Below are 17,483 nucleotides of genomic sequence, written 5' to 3' on the forward strand. Positions count from 1 at the left end.
ATGTCAGCCCCTGGGACGGCCCGACCATCCACCCACGCCTCCGGGCGGGCGGGGCGCGGGGGGTCGCTGCCCGTCCGGAGGTGTGGGTGGATGGTCGGGCCGTGCCAGGGCCTGACATCACTCAGAACCTAGCATGAAGATGTGTACTGGCCTATTTCTGGGTCAGTCGACGATGGCGAGTTCGTCGGGCTCGTACGGGAGGGGCTTGGGTGCGCCGGGCCACTGCACCATCACGAGCCTCTGCCCGCTGATGGGGTCGGTGGCATGTCCGCGTACTTCACCGAAGGGCCGGAGCATGCCCTTGGGGGTCGGCCGGGCGAGCGTCACGCCCGTGTGCTTCGCGAAGTCTTCCATGCTGGCCTCCTGGCTGTTCAGGTAAGGGAGTTGCGGGCGATGAGGGTGAGTGCGTGGCCCCACTGTTCGGTGACGGGTTCGTTGAAGGTGAAGCCTGAGTCGGGGGCTTCGAGTTCGGCGACCCGCCAGTCCGTGCAGGTGCCGGCGGGCGGGTGCTCGAAGTGCTGGATGGTGCCGTCGTGCAGGGTGATGGCGAGGCGGATCGTGCCGTTGGGGCTGATGGTTGCGTTGGTCTTGCTGCTTGCGACCAGGGCTTCCGCGGTGAGTGAGTCTCCGAGGATCATCAAAGCTCCTTTTGGGTCGTGGCCTATTTTTGGTCAGGTGAGGGCTGCGAAGCCTTCGCAGATGGGGCAGGTGTCGCCCGTGCCGGGGCTGGTGCCGTCGTCGCACGCGGGGCAGGGCATGTACCGGCCGGTCCCGTGGCAGGTGTCGCACTCGCGGGTGCGCTCGTACGGCCCGTGCAGGTAGGTGACGGTGCCGCTACCTTCGCATTCATCACATTCCGGGGCGTGGGCGCCGGTGACGGTGGTGGCGTCGATGATCACCGGAGTGGCGAACATCCGCTCCTCCTTCGGTGGTTGGCCGGTGCGGGCTCCCCCCTCACCTCTTGAGTTAATTCTACTATCTATAGTGGGGGTGTCCACTCCCCGCAAGTGACCTCCGCCACGCCCCATCAGCGCGTTATGCAGCGAACAGGCCCTCCTGCACGGGCTCTGCCTGCGGCTCGGGATCGGCGCCGACATGCACTATGTGCTCCGCGAGCGTCCAACCGAGCCATTGCCACTGGGGGAGAAGCGGCCTCAGCGAAGGACCACTGCCGCACCCCAGGGAGGTGACGCCTGCCGCTCGGGCCGCGTTCACGACGGGCGTGCGCTCCAGAATCAACAGGTGCGGTCTGACGCGGTGAACAGTGGTGTCGTCCAGCCACACCTCGCAGTACGACCGGTCCAGATGCGTAAGCATCGCCAGGCGGTGAATGTCGCCCCAGGCCGGATGCAGACCACCGGGTCTGACCCACAGCCACGTCCCCGGCCAGATGTCTCCGGGCCCGCTCGGAGTGTGCGCGTACGGAGGCCGCTGGCGGCGCCTGCGTCTCGGCGGGACCGGCCGGGACGGCGGGTAGTGCGGGTGCGCCTGGTGGTACTGGTGCAGTTCCTCGGCGAGCGCGGCCATCTGGTCGGCATGGCTGTAGCAGCGAGGGCCGGTGTGCCAGCGCCGCGGCCTGCTCTTCTCCCAGTACGTTGCTGAACCGCACTGGCAACGGCCCTCAGTGAGGTACGGCTCGGCTGTCTCGCACGGCCAGGCGCTTGTGCAGGTTCGGCATGTCCACGGTGTGGAAGCTGAGTTCGGCAGATGAGCGTCCGGCAGGAAGAACGGCCGCGGTGGCGTGTGCGTCGCCACGGTGTCAGCCCCCGATGTGCGCGGTCAGAGCGGCGGCCGCGCTCTGGATCAGCCCGGCCGTCCAGGATGAACCGCTGAACTCCAGGCGGGCGAGGGCCTCACTGCCCTCCGTCAAGGTGACACTGCACGCCTCCCTGTTCACCTGGAGGTTCAGGTGCCGGCCACGGCTGCGGTCCTGCGGGAGGCGAAGCTGCGACCAGCCCAGTGCCGTCGTATCGTCGTCGGCGCGCTCGGGGGTGTGGTGGCCGACCGAGTTGAGCAGTGCCTCGTCGTGGCGGCATCGGCTGTAGCAGGTGAGCAGGGCTGCCCGCGTACCGTTCACGAAGAAGGCGTGACGCGTGGAGGTCTGGCGGGCCTTGCTGCGGACCTCGACGTGCGGCGGCGCCGCATGCGCGGTGCGGTGAAGCCAGAACCCCTCACCGAGATCGTCCCGGTGCCGGCGGCCGAGCTCCCAGCCCTTGACGTGCAGGACGCGCCGCCAGGTCCATTCCTGTCCGTTGCTGCGGTACTGCGGATCGTCTGGCTGGTCGGTCATCCACAGTGTGGTGACCGGCGTGGCGTTGAACGACGCGTCCGGGTTGACGGTCGTGTCGATGCGGACCAGGACGCGCGGGCTGTTGAAGGTGATCTGCTCGGTGGAGGTGTCCAGTTCGGTCAACACCGGGCAGGTCTCGCAGTCCGGCTTGCGCTGAACGCAGGGTCCGAAGCCGCCCCACCGGGCGCGGCGAGTGTCATAGCTCTCGAAGAGCGTCGGGTACGAGGTGGGTATCAGGGCGCACTGCGCGCCGCCCGTCCAGATGTGGGCGTTCAGGCTGAGGCGGTTGAATCCCTTGCCGTCGGCGGGTCGTGTCGGTGCTGGCGCAGGCAGGTAGATCGGCATGAAGGCTCTTACGGTGAGGGGGAGTTGAGGTCAGGAGGCGTTCTGCTCGCCTGGTGCGGCGTTGCCCTTGCCGGAGTGGAAGGCGAGGAGGGCGACGAGCGTGCGGTCGGCCCGGCGACCAGGGTGTTCCGCATAGAGCCGTCCCACGATGAACTCCTGCTCCAGGTGGCGTTCGAGATGGAGGAGCCAGCCTGCGACCGCGGTGATGGTGCTGTGCTCGGGCGTATGGGCGTTGGGCTCTTCCGCGCCGTGCCAGGTCAGGATCACGGCTGGAATGTCGTCCAGCAGCGTGGGCTGGGCCCGCCAGCCCGGGCGGCCCTTGTCCGGGTCCGGCGAATGGGACCTTATGTGACGGCGGTGCAGGGCGCTTCGGACATCGCTGAGCAGCGTCTCGGTGCTCGTGCTCACAGACTTACTCCTTGCAGGGGTGCGGGTGTCAGAACAGTTCTTCTTGACCGTCGACGTCGCCCGGCTGCTCGCGGCCGGACCGACGCGGGCCGGGATCAGGGACGGTGTCGCCGAAGAGGGCGGCGGTGCCGAACCGGTCGGGTACGGCAGCGATCCGAGCGGGGCCCGCCGGTACGGGCAGCTCGTTGGGGGCCGCTGCGTCGAAGTCGGCGCGGCCCATGACGGTCCAGTCCCTGCCAGTGGTCACTTGCTCTCCTTGTGAGGCTGGGCGGTCCCGGAGGCTTCGAGGACGGCGTCCGCCCAGTCCCGTACGAGTGCGGTCCCGGCCCGGCCTGCCGCCTCGCCCGGGGTGTGGCCGTCCTCGAGGGCCTTCAAGTAGCGGGCCGCGGTGACCTCCAGAGCGTTGGACGAGGTGAAGGTCCGCATGAGGCGGTCGATGTTCGTGCCGTGCATGTGGTTGAGGGCCTTCACGGAGAAGGCGACGATCATGCCGACGTCCTTACCGAGCTGCTCGGCCTGGGCGGGAGTGAGGGGCGCGCCGTAGCGCATGACGAACCTGCTCCTGTGCTGTAGCGGGGTTTCGGGAAAGGGAGGGCGCGGAGTTGTGGCCGCGCTGGCCGGGGTGCGGACGCGGTTGCCCGCACCCCCGGAGCTGAGCCGGTCAGGCCGCGACAGCCTCGCGCTCGTCGGCGGCGTCCGGCTCCTCGGTGTGGTCGGCCTCGGCCTCCGGGTTGACCGTGACCAGCTGGCGGGCCTCGGCGTGCGCCTTGGCCTGCTTGAGCTGGAAGCGGGCCTTGGTCAGCGACTCGGCGACCCGGTCGAGCTGCTCCAGGCGTGCCCCGACCTGCGTCTCAAGGGTCTCGGCGAGCTTCAGCGGCTCGGTCTTGCCGATCTCGTCGAGCAGCGCCCGCACCTGCTCGATCTTGTCGAGCGTGCTGCGGGTCTTCTTCTGCGCGGCCGCGCGCTCGGTGCGCTGCTCCTCGGTCATCTCCTCGACGACCATGAGGACGGCCTGCTCCTGCTGCTGCTTCATCGCGTAGGCAAAGTGCACGATCTCGTTGTCCGAGGCGAACTCGCCGCGTACGAACTTGCTGAGGACGGAGCCCTGATTGGCAAGGTTGAGGGCGGCGATCTGCACAGCCGCCTGCGTGCCGATCTTCCCGTCCTGCACAAGCTCCTGGACCTCAATGCGCAGGTCCAGCAGCGCGAGGCGCAGCTTCACGTACGTGGTGGTCTTCGCGAAGTCGGCGGCCACGGACTCGATGGTCGCGCCCTCCTCCTCGTCGAGGATCCGCTGGTAGCCGTGGGCCTCCTCGAACGGCGTCATGTCCTCGCGGGTGACGTTCTCCGACATGGACCGCTTGAACCGCTGGAGTTCGCTCTTCTCCGAGGTGATGTTGGCGCGGATCTTGGTGCGGCCGAGGATCTGGTGGGCGCGGAAGCGGCGCTCGCCGGAGACGATCTCGTAGCCGCCCTGCTCGTTGTCGGGGCGGACCTCGATGGCCTGCATGAGGCCGTACTTGTCGATCGAGGTGGCCAGCTCGTTCAGCGCGTCCTCGCTGAAGTACTCGCGCGGCTGGCGCGGGTTGCGGTGGACCTGGCTCATCTTGAGGACGCGCTGCATTTCGGGCTCCAAGTGGTGCTGGTGAGGTTTCTTTCTCCCTCATCTCTTGAGTTAATTCTACTATGCTTGAAGGGGGTGTCCACTCCCGGCATACCGCGCCAACGTGACCTCGACCACGTTCGTAAACGGGCTCTGACATGCGGAAACGCTGATGGGCGCCGAGAAGATCTCGGCGCCCATCAGCGTCACCTACAACTGCTCGTCCACCCGCTCACGCCAGGCCTGTACCTGCGGCGGCGCCCCCGAGGCGGGAACGGCGAAGCACTCCTTGTGGATCGGGCACGCCCTGCACATCCGCACCGCCGCGCGGTTGCCCGGCGCCTCAAGCCCTGTCTGCCCGAGGTGCTCAGTGCACCGGGCCGCCGACCACGCCACAGGCCGGGCCGGCGCATCGCGCCGGCCCGTGAGTCCGGCCAGCGCGGCCATGCGGTCCGCATCGCGGCCGCGGCCCGACCCTGTCAGGGCTGGCTGCGCTGCCAGTGCCAGAATGCGGTCGACGTCGATCACCCCGGCCCCCTTGTCCCGGCAGTGCGTAGACCGGCTGCCCCTTTCCGAGCTTGTGCGCAGCGCCGCCGTCCCGCCTCGCGGCCTCGCCTCCGTCTTCCCCCGCAGCCCCTAGCGGGCTGCCTCGATACGGTCACCTGCTAGTGCCCCATTCCCGCGCCGCCGTCGACCGGGATCACCGCGCCGGTGATGTAGGAGCCCTCGTCGATGAGGAACCGCACGGGGCGCGCGATCTCCTCGGGCTGCCCGAGACGGCCGAGCGGGATCTGCCCGAGCAGTGCCTTGGTGCGGTCCTCCGGCAGGGCGGCGGCCATGTCCGTGGCGGTCAGCCCCGGCGCGACGACGTTCGCGGTGATGCTGCGCGAGCCGTACTCGCGGGCGATGGACCGGGCCAGTCCGATCAGCCCGGCCTTGGAGGCGGCGTAGTTGGTCTGCCCGGCCTCCCCGTGCATCGCGGTCGCCGACGAAATGAACACCATCCGGCCGCCCTTGGCGCGCAGCATGCTCGGCAGAGCGCGCTTGGCGACCCGGTAGGCGGCGGTCAGGTTCGCATCGAGGACGGCGGTGAAGTCGTCCTCGCTCATGCGGGCGAGCAGCCCGTCACGGGTGATCCCCGCATTGGAGACTAGGGAGGTGACCGGGCCGTGCTCGGCCTCGGACTGCTTGAACGCCAGGTCGACCTGCTCAGGGTCGGTCACGTCACATCGCACGGCAAGGAAGCGACCCCCGGTGTGCTCCTGGCCCGGCAGGTAGGAATGGGCGGGGGGCTCGCCGGAGCGGTAGGTGACGGTCACGTTGTGGCCCGCCTCGGCAAGCTCCGTGGCTATGGCGTAGCCGATGCCTCGGTTACCGCCGGTGATGAAGACGCTCATGCCTGACACCTCTGGGATCGTCGTCGATGCAATGTCCGCCCACGGCTCGTCGCCCGGTGGGGCAGAGATCGGAGGCGAGAGGGCCGTCGAGGAAGGTGACCCCGGCGGCGGTGCCACACATTGCCCGGATTCCAGCCCGTTAGGCCGGTTCTAAGCGTGCCGGTATCCGCAGAACCGGCACTGCGAGTACGGGTTATCGCCCGCCCGAGGTGTCGGAATGTCTGGAATGACACTGAACATGCCCGTCTTATCCGGCAGGCCCCTCAAGTCGGACACACGTATAAGCTGCGTTAGGGTTCCCTAATACTTTTCCTGTTCTTTACTTCAGGGGAGCTCTACACCTTCATGTCGCGGAACCTGCCTCCGATCACCCGCATGCTCAAGTCCTGGCGCGAATCACGCGACCCGCACGCCGTGCCCGGATTCACCGCCCGCTACGGCGCGCGCCGCCGCACAGGCCTCACCCAACGTGACGTGGCCGAACTGACAGGCGTGACCGAGGGCTGGTACGGAAAGCTGGAGCGCGGCGTCCTCGATCACGTCGGCGACGAGTTCCTGGAGAGGATCGTGCGCGTCCTCGGCCTGGACAGTGCGCAACGCGCCCACCTGTGGCTGGAGGCCAACGGCTGCGAACCGCCACCGCTCCCGAACGCGGACGCCAGCTCCATCGACCCCGTCGGCGCGGCCATCGTCCACAGCCAGATATATCCCGCGTACACCTACACCCACAGCTGGGACGTACGCGTCTTCAACGAGGCCGCGGCCCGCGACTACCCGTGGATGATGCACGGCATCAACGTCATGATCTGGGCACTCACCTTCCCCGAAGCGCGCCTGCAGCTCATCGACTGGGAGGAGACCTGGGCCAAACCCATGGCCTCACAACTGCGCCTCGCGCACAAAGCGAACCCGGACGACGCGCGCCTCAGCCAGGTCTGCGACCACATCAGGCAGGCCGATCCGGTCGCCCGCCGAATCCTCGACGACGACGTCACCACCGTCGCCCACCCCGACGGCGACCGCCGCCGCCTCTACCTGCCGCACCAGCACGAGGAGACCGAGGTCGAGTTCGTGGCCCTGGCGAGGCTGGGTGACAACACCCGGCTCATGATCGTTGCACCCGGCGACCTCGCTCAGCAGGCCATGCCCTCCGCCATCTCGGGCATGTAGCCACTGAGGAGCGTCCGCGCTCACCGACCGGGGTGCGGCTGGCCCCGCCCCGGTCACCAACGAGGTCGCGATATTCGTTCAGCTGACGGGCTGGCGCCAGTCGAGCAGGACCCGCTTTTCCGGGGCCTGGCTGCCTTCGGCGCGGCCGACCCGCACGTGCTCGATCTCCAGCAGTACCAGGCCCCGCTTCGACGCGAACGGGGCCGTACGCCACCAGGCCACCAGGTCGTGCACGTCGCCGATCGGCAGGTCGGTCATCTGCTCCAGGTGCTTCAGCCGCACCTTGGACGTTCGCAGGTCTTCCTTGCTGGCCTTTTGCGCGGCGACGAACGCGGCCTTCACCATCAGCCCGCGCCCGTACAGATCGCCGATGCCGGCGAACCGTTCGTCGGCCCCCGCAATGTGCTCCTTCAAGCGGGCGATCTCCGCCTCGATGTCACGCTGCAACTGCTCAAGCCGCTCACGTGCCCCCGGCTTCAGCAGTTCAGCCAGAACGTGCTCGGCCACGAAGTCTTCGAGCTTCTCGGCGTTGATGCGTGTTCTCCCGCAGCCGTCGCACTTATAGGACGGCGGGGCCTCGGCGTGGGCGCGGCTGCCGATCATGGCCTGCGTGCACTCGTCGCACACCGCGCACCCGCCGGTGACCAGGTACTCGTGGGCGTCACGCGGCGTGCCGCGCTTCTCGCTGCGCTCCACGAACAGAGCCTGCAGACGCATGTAGACGTCCGGCTCCAGAACCCGCTCGTCCCAGCCCTCGATCGGCTCGCCGTTCTCATCCAGACCCGCAAGCCGCGGATTGGCCAGCAGCCGGTGCAGAACTTCGCGACGGAACTCGTTGCCGCGCGGAGTCAGCATGCCCTTGCTCGTCAGCCACCGCGTCGCCTCGGCTTCCGAATCGCCACCGAACAGCAGCGTGACGGCCTCGCGCAGCAACGGCGCCTCCTTCGGATGCACCACCCCTGCGCGCACGTAGCCCGACAACCGTCCCACGCAGCTGACTCCGATCAACGATTCGCACCTGCGACCCCTTGCGTCGGCGACGCGTTAGGAGCCCCTTAGACCTGACATAGGCCAATGTATATCTGGGTCGAGGGCTATACGTGCGTGAGACGTCGTGAACTGGCCAGCCTTAACGCGATATTTGCAGGCCAGGAGAGCGTCACCTGCTGGCAGGTGTGACGCGGCTCATAGCAACCTGTACGGGGCAATCTGCATCGTCAGCAGTTACATCCATGCCGGAGCGAGGTAGAAGAGGGGCCCGGACGTGCACAAACGACGCAACGTCCGGGCCGGATAGGTGGCTACACATCCAGGGTGATCCCCAGTGCCTTCCACAAGCTCGCCGTCGACACCTTCTGCGTCTGACCCAGCGGAATCGTCTGCGCCGGGAACGCGCCGTCCCTGATCAACTCGTACGCCTTGTCCGAACCGATCCCCAACGCGCGAGCCGCCGTCACCACGCTCACCGCAGCCGGCAGGGACCTCACTTCCTCGACGGACATCCCGCCGCGGCGCCCCTCGGAACGAGTGCGCTGCACGGTCATCGCAGATGAGGACAAAGGTGGTCACATCCCTCTTCCCCGCGCCACCTGGCAGGAAGCATACGGCGCCCAAGGAAGCGTCACCTTCGCTACAGCATGATCAGGACGCGTAAGGAATAACCCAGCACATTCAGGGGGAATCCCACGTGTTCGACGGCAGCGTCTACAAGCGATGCAAGTGCACCGAGCCCAAGCTCGACGACACCGGCCAGCCGATCCCCGACGCCTCCGGCCGGCCCAAGACGCGTGAACTCGGCTCAAGCTGCCCTCTGCTGAAGAAGCGCGAACACGGAACCTGGTACTACTACGTCAAACTCCCCGACGGCGTCGGCGGACAGCGCCGACGCCCCCGCAAGGGCGGCTTCCTGACCCAGACGAAAGCTAAGGAAGAGGCGCAGAAGCTGTGGGACGAGGCCCAAGGCGGCGTCAACGTCGAGTCCAAAGAGACCGTCGCCCAGTACCTCAACCGCTGGCACGACAAGCGCGTCGACCTCAAGCGCAGCACCCGCAGCGACTACCGCGACTTCATCGACCGCATCCTCATACCCGCACTCGGCCACCTCTCCATGCGCGAGCTCCGGGACCGCCACATCCAGGAGATGTTCAAGCAGATCTGGGCCTTCAACAAGATCAAGGAAGCCAACCGCATCGCCGCCCAGCAGGCCAAGGCCGCCTGCGACGCCGCCCACCAGGCCTGGAGGAAAGCCCCAACCCCCCGACCTCCGGAGCTTCGCCAGACCTGGCACCAGGCCCGTGAAGCCCTCAAGGAGGCCCGCACCAAGCCCCGCCAGGACACTGGCCCCGGCAGGCAGAAGAAGTACCTCGACTGCCTCTCCGCCGCGCTCTCCGACGCCGTCACCGAGAAGCTGATCACCCAGAACTGGGCCAAGCTCGTCACCATTCCGAAGTACGAGCGCCCTGAGGCGCTCGTCTGGACCGAAGAGCGCGTGGCCCGCTGGCGTGAAACCGGCGAGAAGCCCAGCCCCGTCATGGTCTGGACCCCCGAGCAGACCGGTGAATTCCTCGACGCAGCCGTCGAACAAGGCCTGTACATCATGTGGCACCTCATGGCCTTCCGTGCACCACGCCGCGGCGAAGCAACAGGCCTTCCCTGGTCCGAACTTGATATGACCAAAGGCGTCGCGCACATCAGCGAACAGATCGTCACCGACTCCACCAACGCCGTCTGGGAAGACACCCCCAAGAGCAGCAGCGGCCGCCGCGCCGTCGCCCTGGACTACGCGACCTTTGCCCTCCTGACCGCCTGGCGGGACGTCCAGAAGGCCCAGCGCGCCGAATGGGAGAGCAAGCACCAGCAGTGGCTGGACGCCACCCCACAAGAGCGGCAGGGGCAGGCGCTGAAGGCGTACGACCATCCCTACGTCGACTCCGGCAAGGTCTTCACCCTGCCCGACGGCCGCCCTCATCACCCCAAGAACGTCTCCCAGGCCTTCGACCGGTTCATCAAGCGACTCGGCTTCCCGCCCATCAGGCTCCACGACCTGCGCCACTGCGCGGCCTCCCTGAGCCTCGCCGCCGGCCTCTCCATGAAGGCCATCCAGGTCCTGCTCGGCCACAGCAGCTACCAGCTCACCGCCGACACCTACACCAGCCTGATGCCCCAGTTCGAGCAGGCCGCAGCCGACGCCCCCCTCGACCTCGTGCCCCGCCGCAACGGCATCAACAAGCCTGACGACACGCAGCAGTCCGCCACCGAGACTGACGCCGAGCCTCCCGCCGCAGCCGCCCCCGCCGCAGTGGGGGAGAGCCAGCCGTCGCAGATCGCCGATGAGCCGTACGAAGAGGAGCGGCAGACTGCTGACGAGCCCCAGGCCCAGCCCTCCCGCAGCAGAGGACATCTGCGGCTGGTGTCCTCTGTCCCCCGCGACGGGGCCCCGGACGCCGCCTGATCGCACCTTGTCCCCCGCGTGTCCCCCGGAGCACGAAACAGCCCCCTCGGAGATCACTCCGAGGGGGCTGTTCGATGCATTATGCCTGGTCAGGCATGGTGCCCCCGGCAGGATTCGAACCTGCGACACCCGCTTTAGGAGAGCCGCGCTCTATCCCCTGAGCTACGAGGGCGGGGGGATCACTTGGATCCGGCGTCTACCCTAGCGGATACGGGCTCCCACACGGCAAGGTTCCCGTTTTCCCAGGTCAGAGGATGTTCGAGAAGCACGGGGCGAGGCCCGAAGGCAGTACCTGTTCTTACCGTGTCTTGCCCTACCGTTCCCCGTCCGTCTCATTCCTTCTGTCCCCCGCTTGTCCCCCGGAGACCGCCCGGGCCCCCGCGCAAGGCTCATCACGAGGTACGAAGCATCGTCGCTCCAGGTCGGGCCCCATCCCGATTCCTGTGACAACGGCTCAGGGTTCGCGGTCTGCTCTGCCTGACGACGGCGACGGTGCGCTTTGCCGTACGCTCCTCCTTCAGCGATCTTGGTTCGGTCCGGTGCAGACGCCGCCATGTCGCCGGGTAGCTCTCAGCCGTGCTCGGGCTCCAACGCTGTCCGACCTCGCAGGTCCGTTCGCGTCCGCGAGATCTTGTTGATCAGTCGCTCGGCTTCGTCGGTGGGCTGGTCAAGGTCGACTTGGCCGTGGTCGGTGGCCTCGTTGCCGGAGGCGAAGAGCGGGACTGGGGATATGTAGTCGACCACGGCCTGGCGGGTTGCCGGTTCGATGCGACGGACGAGGACAGCGATGCGTAGCGAGAAGAGGTGCGCGCCGTCGTGGCACCCCGCCCAGCCTGCGCAGATGCGTCGGGTGTCGCTGTCGGCGTCGGTCTGGTGGCATTGGAACAGTCCGGTGGGCTGGTGGGCGGTGGGGGCGTCGTAGCGCCGCAGCTTCTCGTACTCTTCGTGCGCCCAGATTCCCGAGGGCACGTCGCGCCAGTACGGGCAGCTGTCACATGGGCGCGGCGCCGGCGGGCGGAGTGACGAGGCCACGGACTCGTTGGTGACGGTGTCCTGGTCGTTCACTTTCCTGCCCTCTTCCTGCGGCGCTCCAGCATTCGCGCCTTGATCTGGAATTGTGTCGGCTCGGTGTACGCGTGTTGTCCCCATGCGGAGGACTGGTTGCCGTGCTTGCGGGGCAGGCCACAGTAGCGGCAGCCCATCGGGTCAGCGTCCGGGAGTACCGGGTCGGTGCCAAGGGGGCGCAGGGTGGAGGAGGAGCCGTCTGCGTGTCGGATGACGAGCTCCCCGTATTCGACGGTGACCGTCGCGTTCTTGCTGAGGCCGCGGATGGTGAGCGCAACGGCCAGCCACCTGGGCCATGGGCCTTCGGCGTTGTGGACGCCGTAGGAGGTGGAGTACGTCTCGTCGAACTCGTCGGTGTCGGTGGGGACCAGGGCCTCGGCCTCGGCCCGTAGTTCTTCTGACGTGCGGCCGTCGGGCGGTGGAGGGAACATCTCCGTGATGACGGCCGTGCTGATTGCGTTGGTCATGCGTTCAGCGCCTTCGCGCTGCAGTCCTCGCAGTGCTCGGAGCACAGCATCGCTTCGCTTTGTGCCTGGCCTTTGCCGCAGGTCCGGCAGTTCGCCCACGCTCGCGCTGTGAACGTCACCTGGTCTGAGCCGCATTCGGTGCAGTGGACTCCGTGTACGCGGGGCAGCCTTCCGTTGGGGTTGGGCTCGCAGGCGGCGTAGCCCTGGAGCTGGACGTGTCCGCTGGCCATGTCTATCTCGGGTATGTCCGCGCGCTGTTGGTTGATGAAGAGCCACACCTGATGGCCGACCGTGCGGTTCGAGGTCAGTGGGTGGGCTTCGGCCTCGGTTATCCAGCAGCGGCCCTTCGGCTTGCGTCCGATGCCGTCCTCGGCTGCCTCGTAGTAGGTGACCTGCCATACCGCGAGCATGTCGTCCGACAGGCCTGGTCGCATTGCCGTTGTGCGCGGGGGCGTTGCTGCCATGGGGAGAGTTCGTCCTTGTCGCGGGGTGGGGGTCAGGGCAGGGTCATGCGCTGGGTTGTGGGATTCCAGCGGCATTCGCGGTAAAGCCGGTTGAAGTCGTGCATGGCGCCCGGGTCGTCGGCGTTGCAGGGCTCGTAGCCGTCTGGGGTGGGGCGGCAGTAGTAGCCGTATTCGGTGCATTCGGGCTCGCCGGGGAGTTCGCCGGTCCAGACGGTGTTGCAGGTGTTGCCGGGGTGGCAGTGGGCGCGCTGGAAGCCGGTGATGGCGCAGCGTGCGATGTCGCAGCGGTCGGCGTGCAAGGTGCCTGGTGGGGCGGAGCAATCTGGGCAGTGGTCTGTGGGCGCCGGGGTGAGGTGGAGTCGCGGGTCGACGGCGCTGGTGGGGGTGGAGAGTCGGCCGAGCCAGAGAGTGCGGAGGGCGTTGTTGAGGTCGCGGCTGGGGGTGATGGTGTGGAGGTTCAGGGCGCGGTGAATGAGTTCGTGCAGGAGTGTGGGCGGGAGTTGTGTTGTGGCCCAGTGCAAGGTGAGCCCGCGAGTTGGGTGGTTGTGGGTCCAGGTGGTGCGCATGCGGGTGGAGAAGGTGACCGGTATGGAACTGTTTGGTGTGTATCTAGTGATCTGTGGATAGTTGAGTTTCAGCCATTCACCACCGGTTTCGGCGTAGAAGTTGATGATATTTCGTCTGGCTTCATCCAGTTTCAGCGTTGTGCTGCGGCGGATGTGGAGCCAACCGCCGGTAGGGGTGCTCCGGTACTGGATGAGCGGCTCGTCCTGGTCGTCATCGGGGACGATGTGCAGGCGGTGCGGTCGGCCGAGAACGTCGAATCCCGCGCCGCGGATGAGTTCCCTTCGAGGGTTGTCGGGTGTGGTCTCGGCGAGGCGTGAGAGCTGGCGGTAGATCCATGAACGGCGTCGTTCGACGAGGGCGGCGGCGTCGGTGTCGGTGGTGGAGTGCGGGCCGCGGACGATGATGCTGCCGCCCCTGGTGACGGTGACGGTCAGCGTGGTTCTGTTGCTGGTGCGAACGGTGACGTCGATGGTGCCGACGCGTATGGTGCGGTCGCTGGTGGGCATGGTCGTGAGTCCTTGAGACGTGCAGGTTTGGCTGGCTGGCGGGGTTCTGGTGCGGCTAGTGCTGGTCGCAGACCCAGGTCTGTGGGATGCCGTGGACGGGAAGGTCGAGGACGTGTCGGCGGGTGCGGGTGCAGAGCTGGCAGGCGAGGTCGAAGGCGCGCAGCATGCGCAGTGGGCGTATCGGCTCGTCGTCGCGAAGCGTGATCGGCGAATCGTGGCCTTCGAGGTCGAGGAGCCATAGCGGCTGGAGGTGACGCTGCTTCGCGCGGATGGTCAGCGGGCTGTCGTTGCCGATGAGGGCGAAGGTGTCGCCTTCTTCCAGGGCTGTGGCGGGGACGGTCGGGGTCTGTTCGACGGTGACGATGAAGCCGTTCGACGTGGTGGTGATGACGGTTCCTTGATTTCGGCGGGTGGGGCAGGCGCGGGTGGAGGGGGGCGCCCGCGCCGGCGGCGCCTTCTATCGGCGGTCGCGCAGGCGTGGGGCGCCCCCCTCCTCGTTAAGTTAATTCTACTATGCATGAAGGGGGCGTCAAACCCGTTCATGCAGGTCACAGAGGGGATGCGGCTTCCGGTCAGACCGTCGCGCTGTCCGGATACCGCTCGAGGGTGGCGAGCATCAGAGCGAGCCCTCGGGCGACCTTGCGGACTTCGCTGCTGTACAGAACGAGCTCGACGGCCTGCCCGTCAGTGCCGACATGAAGGCGGTCGCTGTACTGGGCCCGCAGCGACTTCGCCTCGTAGTGCCCTGGCCTGGCACGTGCCCAGTCCTCGGCGCCGTGGAAGCGCCCCTTCTGAAACCAACTGCGATCCATGGCCGCCTCGACGAACGTGCCCCAAGCGCGGCCCGGTACGCGTGCGGCTTCGACCCTCGCGGTCGCCCCCTCGTTGTCGACCACGATGTACCAGCGGCCGAGCACCTCGCTGTCGAAGCTGAGGATGTTCCCGTAGCGGGCCTGCAGTGCGGGCCACACCATCTGGATCAGCTCCACCGCCCGGTCGACGGCAGCGGTCTGCGCCCTCTTGTGCGAGGCGACCGCCGCCTCCCACGGCTCTCGGTCGGTGGTGAAGCCGTCCTGCTGCTCGTAGTTGGCCACCCTGGTCCGTGCGCCCTTGTCGATGAGCGCGTATCCGAGGTCCTCGGCGTAGCCGGGAGTCATCTCGGTGATCAGTTCGCGGCCGTCGTGAACGGCGTGCAGACGGAGGAAGCGCACGTAATCCTGCTCGTCGGGCATGGAGTCGACGATGTGCGGGTTGCGCTGGGCGAATTCGGTGGGGATCAGCTCGTCCCCTTCGGTGCGTACGGTCCAGGCGCCGCTGGTCGTGACGGCCTGCGAGAGATGCTTGGAGACTTTCGGGTACCAGGTGGCCTTGCGGCGGTTGATCTTCATGGGTGTCTTGTGCCGTTCAGGAAGCGGTGGTGTTGGCAGCGTTGGCGAGGACTTCGGTGCCGGACACGGTGCGGAGCACGTTCACGAAGGTGCTGGCGGTCAGGTCGGACAGGTCGAGGTGGGCGATGCGGATGCCGCCTTCGTCGTCGGCGCGGAGGGTGGCCCTGCCGCCGGGCCAGCGCAGATCTGCGACGCCGGGCACGGACCCGTAGGCCACCTGCGCCTCGGCGCCGGCCAGTTGCTCGGCCATGGTCATGAACGCCTTGAGCGCACTGAGCGTACGGTCGGTGCGCACGCTGAGGTCGGCGAGGAGCCTGGTCCACGCGGGCAGGCCCGTGGTGAGGATGGCATCGGCGACGACCTGCGGATCCCCGATCGTGCCGATCACTTCGTGGCGCTGGTCGCCGCGGCGGGGCCAGACGAAGGCGTGCGTATGAGACAGGGAGACCTTGACGGCGCCGGACGCGCGTACGGGCGTCGGGGTGGCAACTTCCAGTGACATGGCGGGGCCGTTGAGGAGTGCGAGGTCGCTGTGCCCGCAGCTGTCTGCTGTCCAGTCGGGTCCCAGCAGGGCAGCCAGGATGCGGGCGTAGTCGAGCGCGGAGCGAGCAGTGCGCATGGAGCGGTTCCTTCGAAGAGGCGGGAAGCGAGTGATTGCGGGCTGGAGGCCAGCGGGAGGCCCGAAGAGGAGCGGGCCTCCCGCCGAGGGAGGTCAGGCTGCGGCCGCAATCGGCTCGTGCTTCTGGCTGTCCTCGAGGTCCTCGGTGTCCTCGTTCTGCTCCGGCTCGTCGTCCCCCCGAGCGTCCGCCTTCTCTTCCTCCTGCTGGGCGCGGCCCTTGGCCACGGTCTCCGCTTCGACGGTGCTCAGCGCGTAGCCCTCCGCTTGCAGGAACGTCAGCCACGCGACTGTCTGCTCATTGATGCGGTTGCGCCAGGCGGCGTCGTCCATGTGCTCCACCTCGTAGGCGCCAGCGACGTGGGCGAGCAGGACCCTCCAGGAGCGCGCCGGGCTGGTGCGTGAGATGACCGCGCCGAACGGGTCGCCCACCCGAGTCCACTGACTGTTGCCCTCGTTGGGGTCCTCGACGCCGAGGAAGCGTGCGGTCAGGTCGGTCCTCTTGCGGCTGACGTAGTTCTCGTACGCGTAGCTGGTGCCGGTGATCATCGAGAGGATCAGTGGCCACACGCGGGTGCTGGCCTCGGGCTGCTGGCACAGGTCCTTGATGAAGTCCGCGCGGACCTCGCGGGCCTGCCTCCACGCCTTGTTGTTCGCGATGACCAGGCGCCGCTCCGCTTTGGCCGCCTCCTTGTCCGGGCCTGCCTGGGCGGTGTCCTTCTGGGCGGCCTCGGTGGTGAGCGGGTGACCGTGGCGGTGCCAGGCGGTGCACAGCCAGATCACCTCGGCGTCGTTCGGGGAGACGCACGCAGCGTGACCGGGGCAGGCGTGGTGGGTCTGCGAGGTCTGCGGGGCGCCGTCATCGGTGAGGAGGTCGGTGAGCGGCCTCGTGCTGGTGGCGGACCAGTCCCAGCGCCAGTCGACGACCGTGACCTCCGCGGCAGCCAGGTCGGCGGCCTGCTGAGCGCACTTATCGGTGAGTTCCTTCTCGGCGCGCAGACCGGCAAGGGCATGCTTCCAGTGGCCGCGCTTGGTGTTGTTCTCCCGCTGGTCACGCGCCTTGGCCCGCTTCAGGGTCCACAGGGCGTCCTCGACGCTTTCGACCTCCTGGAACTCGGCCAGCTCGATGAGGTTGAAGTCCTCCTCGATCGCCTCGGCCAGCGACGCGTCGGAGAGCTGGGCGGCCTTGCTGGCGGCGCCGAGCTCGGCAGGCTTGAAACCCATGGCGCGCGCGTTACGCACCTTGCGGGCCTTGGGGATGTTCATGAGGGAGAGCTGCCGGGCAGCTTCGATGTCGTCGCGGACGGTGGCCTGGCGGCGGTGCTTGTTCTCGATGAACGACACCGTCAGTGCCGCATCGTCAACCCCGGCAAGGTCGTCGCGGACGATCGCGGGAACGAGCCGGTACGGCTTCTTCTTCGCCCGGGCCTTCTTCGCGGCGGCCAGGGCCGCGTTGTTGCGGCGCTGGCCGAAGATGATCCCGAGCTTGCCTTCGTTCTCGCCTTCCTGCGGGCGCAGCACGAGTGGGGTGAGGACACCGAGTTCATCGACGCTGGCCTGGAGTTCAGGGTCGGGCTGGGTGGTGTCCTCGCCGTCTGTCTCGGCGCGATCCTTGCGGTGGTTGTACGGGTCGACAACAAGGTCGTGGGGATCGACCCAGACGAAGCGGCCGGCGAATCCCTCGACGGCTTCCGGGCGTACGTCGGTGGTGGTGCTCATGGTGGTGGTCCTTCAAGTGATGGGCGG

22 protein-coding genes and 1 tRNA gene are annotated in these 17,483 nt (G+C 67.6%); 2 read left to right on the forward strand and 21 right to left on the reverse strand.

What is annotated here, in order from left to right:
* Positions 1-162: 162 nt before the first annotated feature.
* From JHN63_RS19280 to fabG, 11 genes are all read right to left on the reverse strand, one after another.
* Entirely contained in the window at positions 163-354 is a 192-nt protein-coding gene (locus JHN63_RS19280) for a hypothetical protein (protein ID WP_200682329.1), read from the reverse strand.
* Positions 355-371: 17 nt separating this feature from the next.
* Complete coding sequence (locus JHN63_RS19285) at positions 372-638, reverse strand: hypothetical protein (RefSeq protein ID WP_200682330.1); 267 nt, start codon at positions 636-638, stop codon at positions 372-374.
* A 33-nt stretch (positions 639-671) separates the two neighbouring features.
* Entirely contained in the window at positions 672-914 is a 243-nt protein-coding gene (locus JHN63_RS19290) for a hypothetical protein (RefSeq protein ID WP_200682331.1), read from the reverse strand.
* Between the two features lie 121 nt (positions 915-1,035).
* On the reverse strand, positions 1,036-1,527 hold the full coding sequence (locus JHN63_RS19295; protein ID WP_200682332.1) for a hypothetical protein: 492 nt from the start codon (positions 1,525-1,527) through the stop codon (positions 1,036-1,038).
* A 232-nt stretch (positions 1,528-1,759) separates the two neighbouring features.
* Complete coding sequence (locus JHN63_RS19300) at positions 1,760-2,635, reverse strand: hypothetical protein (protein WP_200682333.1); 876 nt, start codon at positions 2,633-2,635, stop codon at positions 1,760-1,762.
* A 30-nt stretch (positions 2,636-2,665) separates the two neighbouring features.
* Positions 2,666-3,043 (reverse strand): hypothetical protein, encoded by a 378-nt coding sequence (locus JHN63_RS19305; RefSeq protein WP_200682334.1) that lies wholly within the window; start codon positions 3,041-3,043, stop codon positions 2,666-2,668.
* 28 nt (positions 3,044-3,071) lie between these two features.
* Complete coding sequence (locus tag JHN63_RS19310) at positions 3,072-3,290, reverse strand: hypothetical protein (RefSeq protein ID WP_307781924.1); 219 nt, start codon at positions 3,288-3,290, stop codon at positions 3,072-3,074.
* Positions 3,287-3,592, reverse strand: coding sequence for a hypothetical protein (locus tag JHN63_RS19315; protein WP_200682335.1), 306 nt, complete (start codon positions 3,590-3,592; stop codon positions 3,287-3,289). The genes JHN63_RS19310 and JHN63_RS19315 overlap by 4 nt, the downstream gene beginning before the upstream one ends.
* Positions 3,593-3,704: 112 nt before the next feature.
* Positions 3,705-4,667 (reverse strand): ParB/RepB/Spo0J family partition protein, encoded by a 963-nt coding sequence (locus JHN63_RS19320; RefSeq protein ID WP_200682336.1) that lies wholly within the window; start codon positions 4,665-4,667, stop codon positions 3,705-3,707.
* A 189-nt stretch (positions 4,668-4,856) separates the two neighbouring features.
* Positions 4,857-5,174: a hypothetical protein gene (locus JHN63_RS19325; protein ID WP_200682337.1), complete on the reverse strand. Its 318-nt coding sequence runs from the start codon at positions 5,172-5,174 to the stop codon at positions 4,857-4,859.
* 137 nt (positions 5,175-5,311) lie between these two features.
* Positions 5,312-6,043, reverse strand: coding sequence for a 3-oxoacyl-ACP reductase FabG (gene fabG, locus JHN63_RS19330; RefSeq protein ID WP_200682338.1), 732 nt, complete (start codon positions 6,041-6,043; stop codon positions 5,312-5,314).
* A gap of 345 nt (positions 6,044-6,388) precedes the next feature.
* On the opposite strand from fabG, the gene JHN63_RS19335 reads away from it, so the two are divergent.
* A complete protein-coding gene (locus tag JHN63_RS19335) occupies positions 6,389-7,213 on the forward strand; it encodes a helix-turn-helix domain-containing protein (protein WP_200682339.1) in 825 nt (274 codons plus the stop codon).
* 78 nt (positions 7,214-7,291) lie between these two features.
* Here the strand turns inward: JHN63_RS19335 and JHN63_RS19340 are convergent, their stop codons facing one another.
* Both JHN63_RS19340 and JHN63_RS19345 read right to left on the reverse strand, forming a co-directional pair.
* Positions 7,292-8,221: a recombinase family protein gene (locus JHN63_RS19340; protein ID WP_200682340.1), complete on the reverse strand. Its 930-nt coding sequence runs from the start codon at positions 8,219-8,221 to the stop codon at positions 7,292-7,294.
* 293 nt (positions 8,222-8,514) lie between these two features.
* The gene (locus JHN63_RS19345) at positions 8,515-8,715 is read right to left on the reverse strand and encodes a DNA-binding protein (RefSeq protein WP_200682341.1); all 201 of its coding nucleotides are present in this window, start codon (positions 8,713-8,715) and stop codon (positions 8,515-8,517) included.
* A 185-nt stretch (positions 8,716-8,900) separates the two neighbouring features.
* Here JHN63_RS19345 and JHN63_RS19350 point away from each other — a divergent pair, with 185 nt between their 5' ends.
* Entirely contained in the window at positions 8,901-10,664 is a 1,764-nt protein-coding gene (locus tag JHN63_RS19350; RefSeq protein WP_200682342.1) for a tyrosine-type recombinase/integrase, read from the forward strand.
* Between the two features lie 96 nt (positions 10,665-10,760).
* Here JHN63_RS19350 and JHN63_RS19355 read toward each other — a convergent pair.
* The 8 genes from JHN63_RS19355 to JHN63_RS19390 all read right to left on the reverse strand — a co-directional run bounded on the left by JHN63_RS19355 (position 10,761) and on the right by JHN63_RS19390 (position 17,456).
* A tRNA-Arg gene (locus tag JHN63_RS19355) sits at positions 10,761-10,836 on the reverse strand.
* A gap of 398 nt (positions 10,837-11,234) precedes the next feature.
* On the reverse strand, positions 11,235-11,729 hold the full coding sequence (locus tag JHN63_RS19360; protein ID WP_200682343.1) for a DUF6283 family protein: 495 nt from the start codon (positions 11,727-11,729) through the stop codon (positions 11,235-11,237).
* A complete protein-coding gene (locus JHN63_RS19365) occupies positions 11,726-12,196 on the reverse strand; it encodes a hypothetical protein (protein ID WP_200682399.1) in 471 nt (156 codons plus the stop codon). The genes JHN63_RS19360 and JHN63_RS19365 overlap by 4 nt, the downstream gene beginning before the upstream one ends.
* Positions 12,193-12,660, reverse strand: coding sequence for a hypothetical protein (locus JHN63_RS19370; RefSeq protein WP_200682344.1), 468 nt, complete (start codon positions 12,658-12,660; stop codon positions 12,193-12,195). Before JHN63_RS19370 ends, JHN63_RS19365 begins: the two co-directional genes overlap by 4 nt.
* A 32-nt stretch (positions 12,661-12,692) precedes the next feature.
* Positions 12,693-13,733: a YgjP-like metallopeptidase domain-containing protein gene (locus JHN63_RS19375; protein ID WP_200682345.1), complete on the reverse strand. Its 1,041-nt coding sequence runs from the start codon at positions 13,731-13,733 to the stop codon at positions 12,693-12,695.
* A gap of 572 nt (positions 13,734-14,305) precedes the next feature.
* Positions 14,306-15,121, reverse strand: a complete 816-nt coding sequence (locus tag JHN63_RS19380) for a hypothetical protein (RefSeq protein ID WP_200682346.1) — start codon at positions 15,119-15,121, stop codon at positions 14,306-14,308.
* A gap of 16 nt (positions 15,122-15,137) precedes the next feature.
* A complete protein-coding gene (locus JHN63_RS19385; protein ID WP_200682347.1) occupies positions 15,138-15,740 on the reverse strand; it encodes a hypothetical protein in 603 nt (200 codons plus the stop codon).
* A 93-nt stretch (positions 15,741-15,833) separates the two neighbouring features.
* The gene (locus tag JHN63_RS19390) at positions 15,834-17,456 is read right to left on the reverse strand and encodes a ParB N-terminal domain-containing protein (protein ID WP_200682348.1); all 1,623 of its coding nucleotides are present in this window, start codon (positions 17,454-17,456) and stop codon (positions 15,834-15,836) included.
* Between the last annotated feature and the right edge of the window lie 27 nt (positions 17,457-17,483).

Origin of the sequence: Streptomyces sp. MBT65 (genome assembly GCF_016612545.1) — a bacterium.
Lineage (GTDB): Bacteria > Actinomycetota > Actinomycetes > Streptomycetales > Streptomycetaceae > Streptomyces.

Coding starts and splice junctions, on each gene's coding strand:
- JHN63_RS19280 (WP_200682329.1), bottom strand. CDS start 354: ATGGAAGACTTCGCGAAGCACACGGGCGTGACGCTCGCCCGGCCGACC.
- JHN63_RS19285 (WP_200682330.1), bottom strand. CDS start 638: ATGATCCTCGGAGACTCACTCACCGCGGAAGCCCTGGTCGCAAGCAGC.
- JHN63_RS19290 (WP_200682331.1), bottom strand. CDS start 914: ATGTTCGCCACTCCGGTGATCATCGACGCCACCACCGTCACCGGCGCC.
- JHN63_RS19295 (WP_200682332.1), bottom strand. CDS start 1,527: ATGGCCGCGCTCGCCGAGGAACTGCACCAGTACCACCAGGCGCACCCG.
- JHN63_RS19300 (WP_200682333.1), bottom strand. CDS start 2,635: ATGCCGATCTACCTGCCTGCGCCAGCACCGACACGACCCGCCGACGGC.
- JHN63_RS19315 (WP_200682335.1), bottom strand. CDS start 3,592: ATGCGCTACGGCGCGCCCCTCACTCCCGCCCAGGCCGAGCAGCTCGGT.
- JHN63_RS19320 (WP_200682336.1), bottom strand. CDS start 4,667: ATGCAGCGCGTCCTCAAGATGAGCCAGGTCCACCGCAACCCGCGCCAG.
- fabG (WP_200682338.1), bottom strand. CDS start 6,043: ATGAGCGTCTTCATCACCGGCGGTAACCGAGGCATCGGCTACGCCATA.
- JHN63_RS19335 (WP_200682339.1), top strand. CDS start 6,389: ATGTCGCGGAACCTGCCTCCGATCACCCGCATGCTCAAGTCCTGGCGC.
- JHN63_RS19345 (WP_200682341.1), bottom strand. CDS start 8,715: ATGTCCGTCGAGGAAGTGAGGTCCCTGCCGGCTGCGGTGAGCGTGGTG.
- JHN63_RS19365 (WP_200682399.1), bottom strand. CDS start 12,196: ATGACCAACGCAATCAGCACGGCCGTCATCACGGAGATGTTCCCTCCA.
- JHN63_RS19370 (WP_200682344.1), bottom strand. CDS start 12,660: ATGGCAGCAACGCCCCCGCGCACAACGGCAATGCGACCAGGCCTGTCG.
- JHN63_RS19375 (WP_200682345.1), bottom strand. CDS start 13,733: ATGCCCACCAGCGACCGCACCATACGCGTCGGCACCATCGACGTCACC.
- JHN63_RS19380 (WP_200682346.1), bottom strand. CDS start 15,121: ATGAAGATCAACCGCCGCAAGGCCACCTGGTACCCGAAAGTCTCCAAG.
- JHN63_RS19385 (WP_200682347.1), bottom strand. CDS start 15,740: ATGCGCACTGCTCGCTCCGCGCTCGACTACGCCCGCATCCTGGCTGCC.
- JHN63_RS19390 (WP_200682348.1), bottom strand. CDS start 17,456: ATGAGCACCACCACCGACGTACGCCCGGAAGCCGTCGAGGGATTCGCC.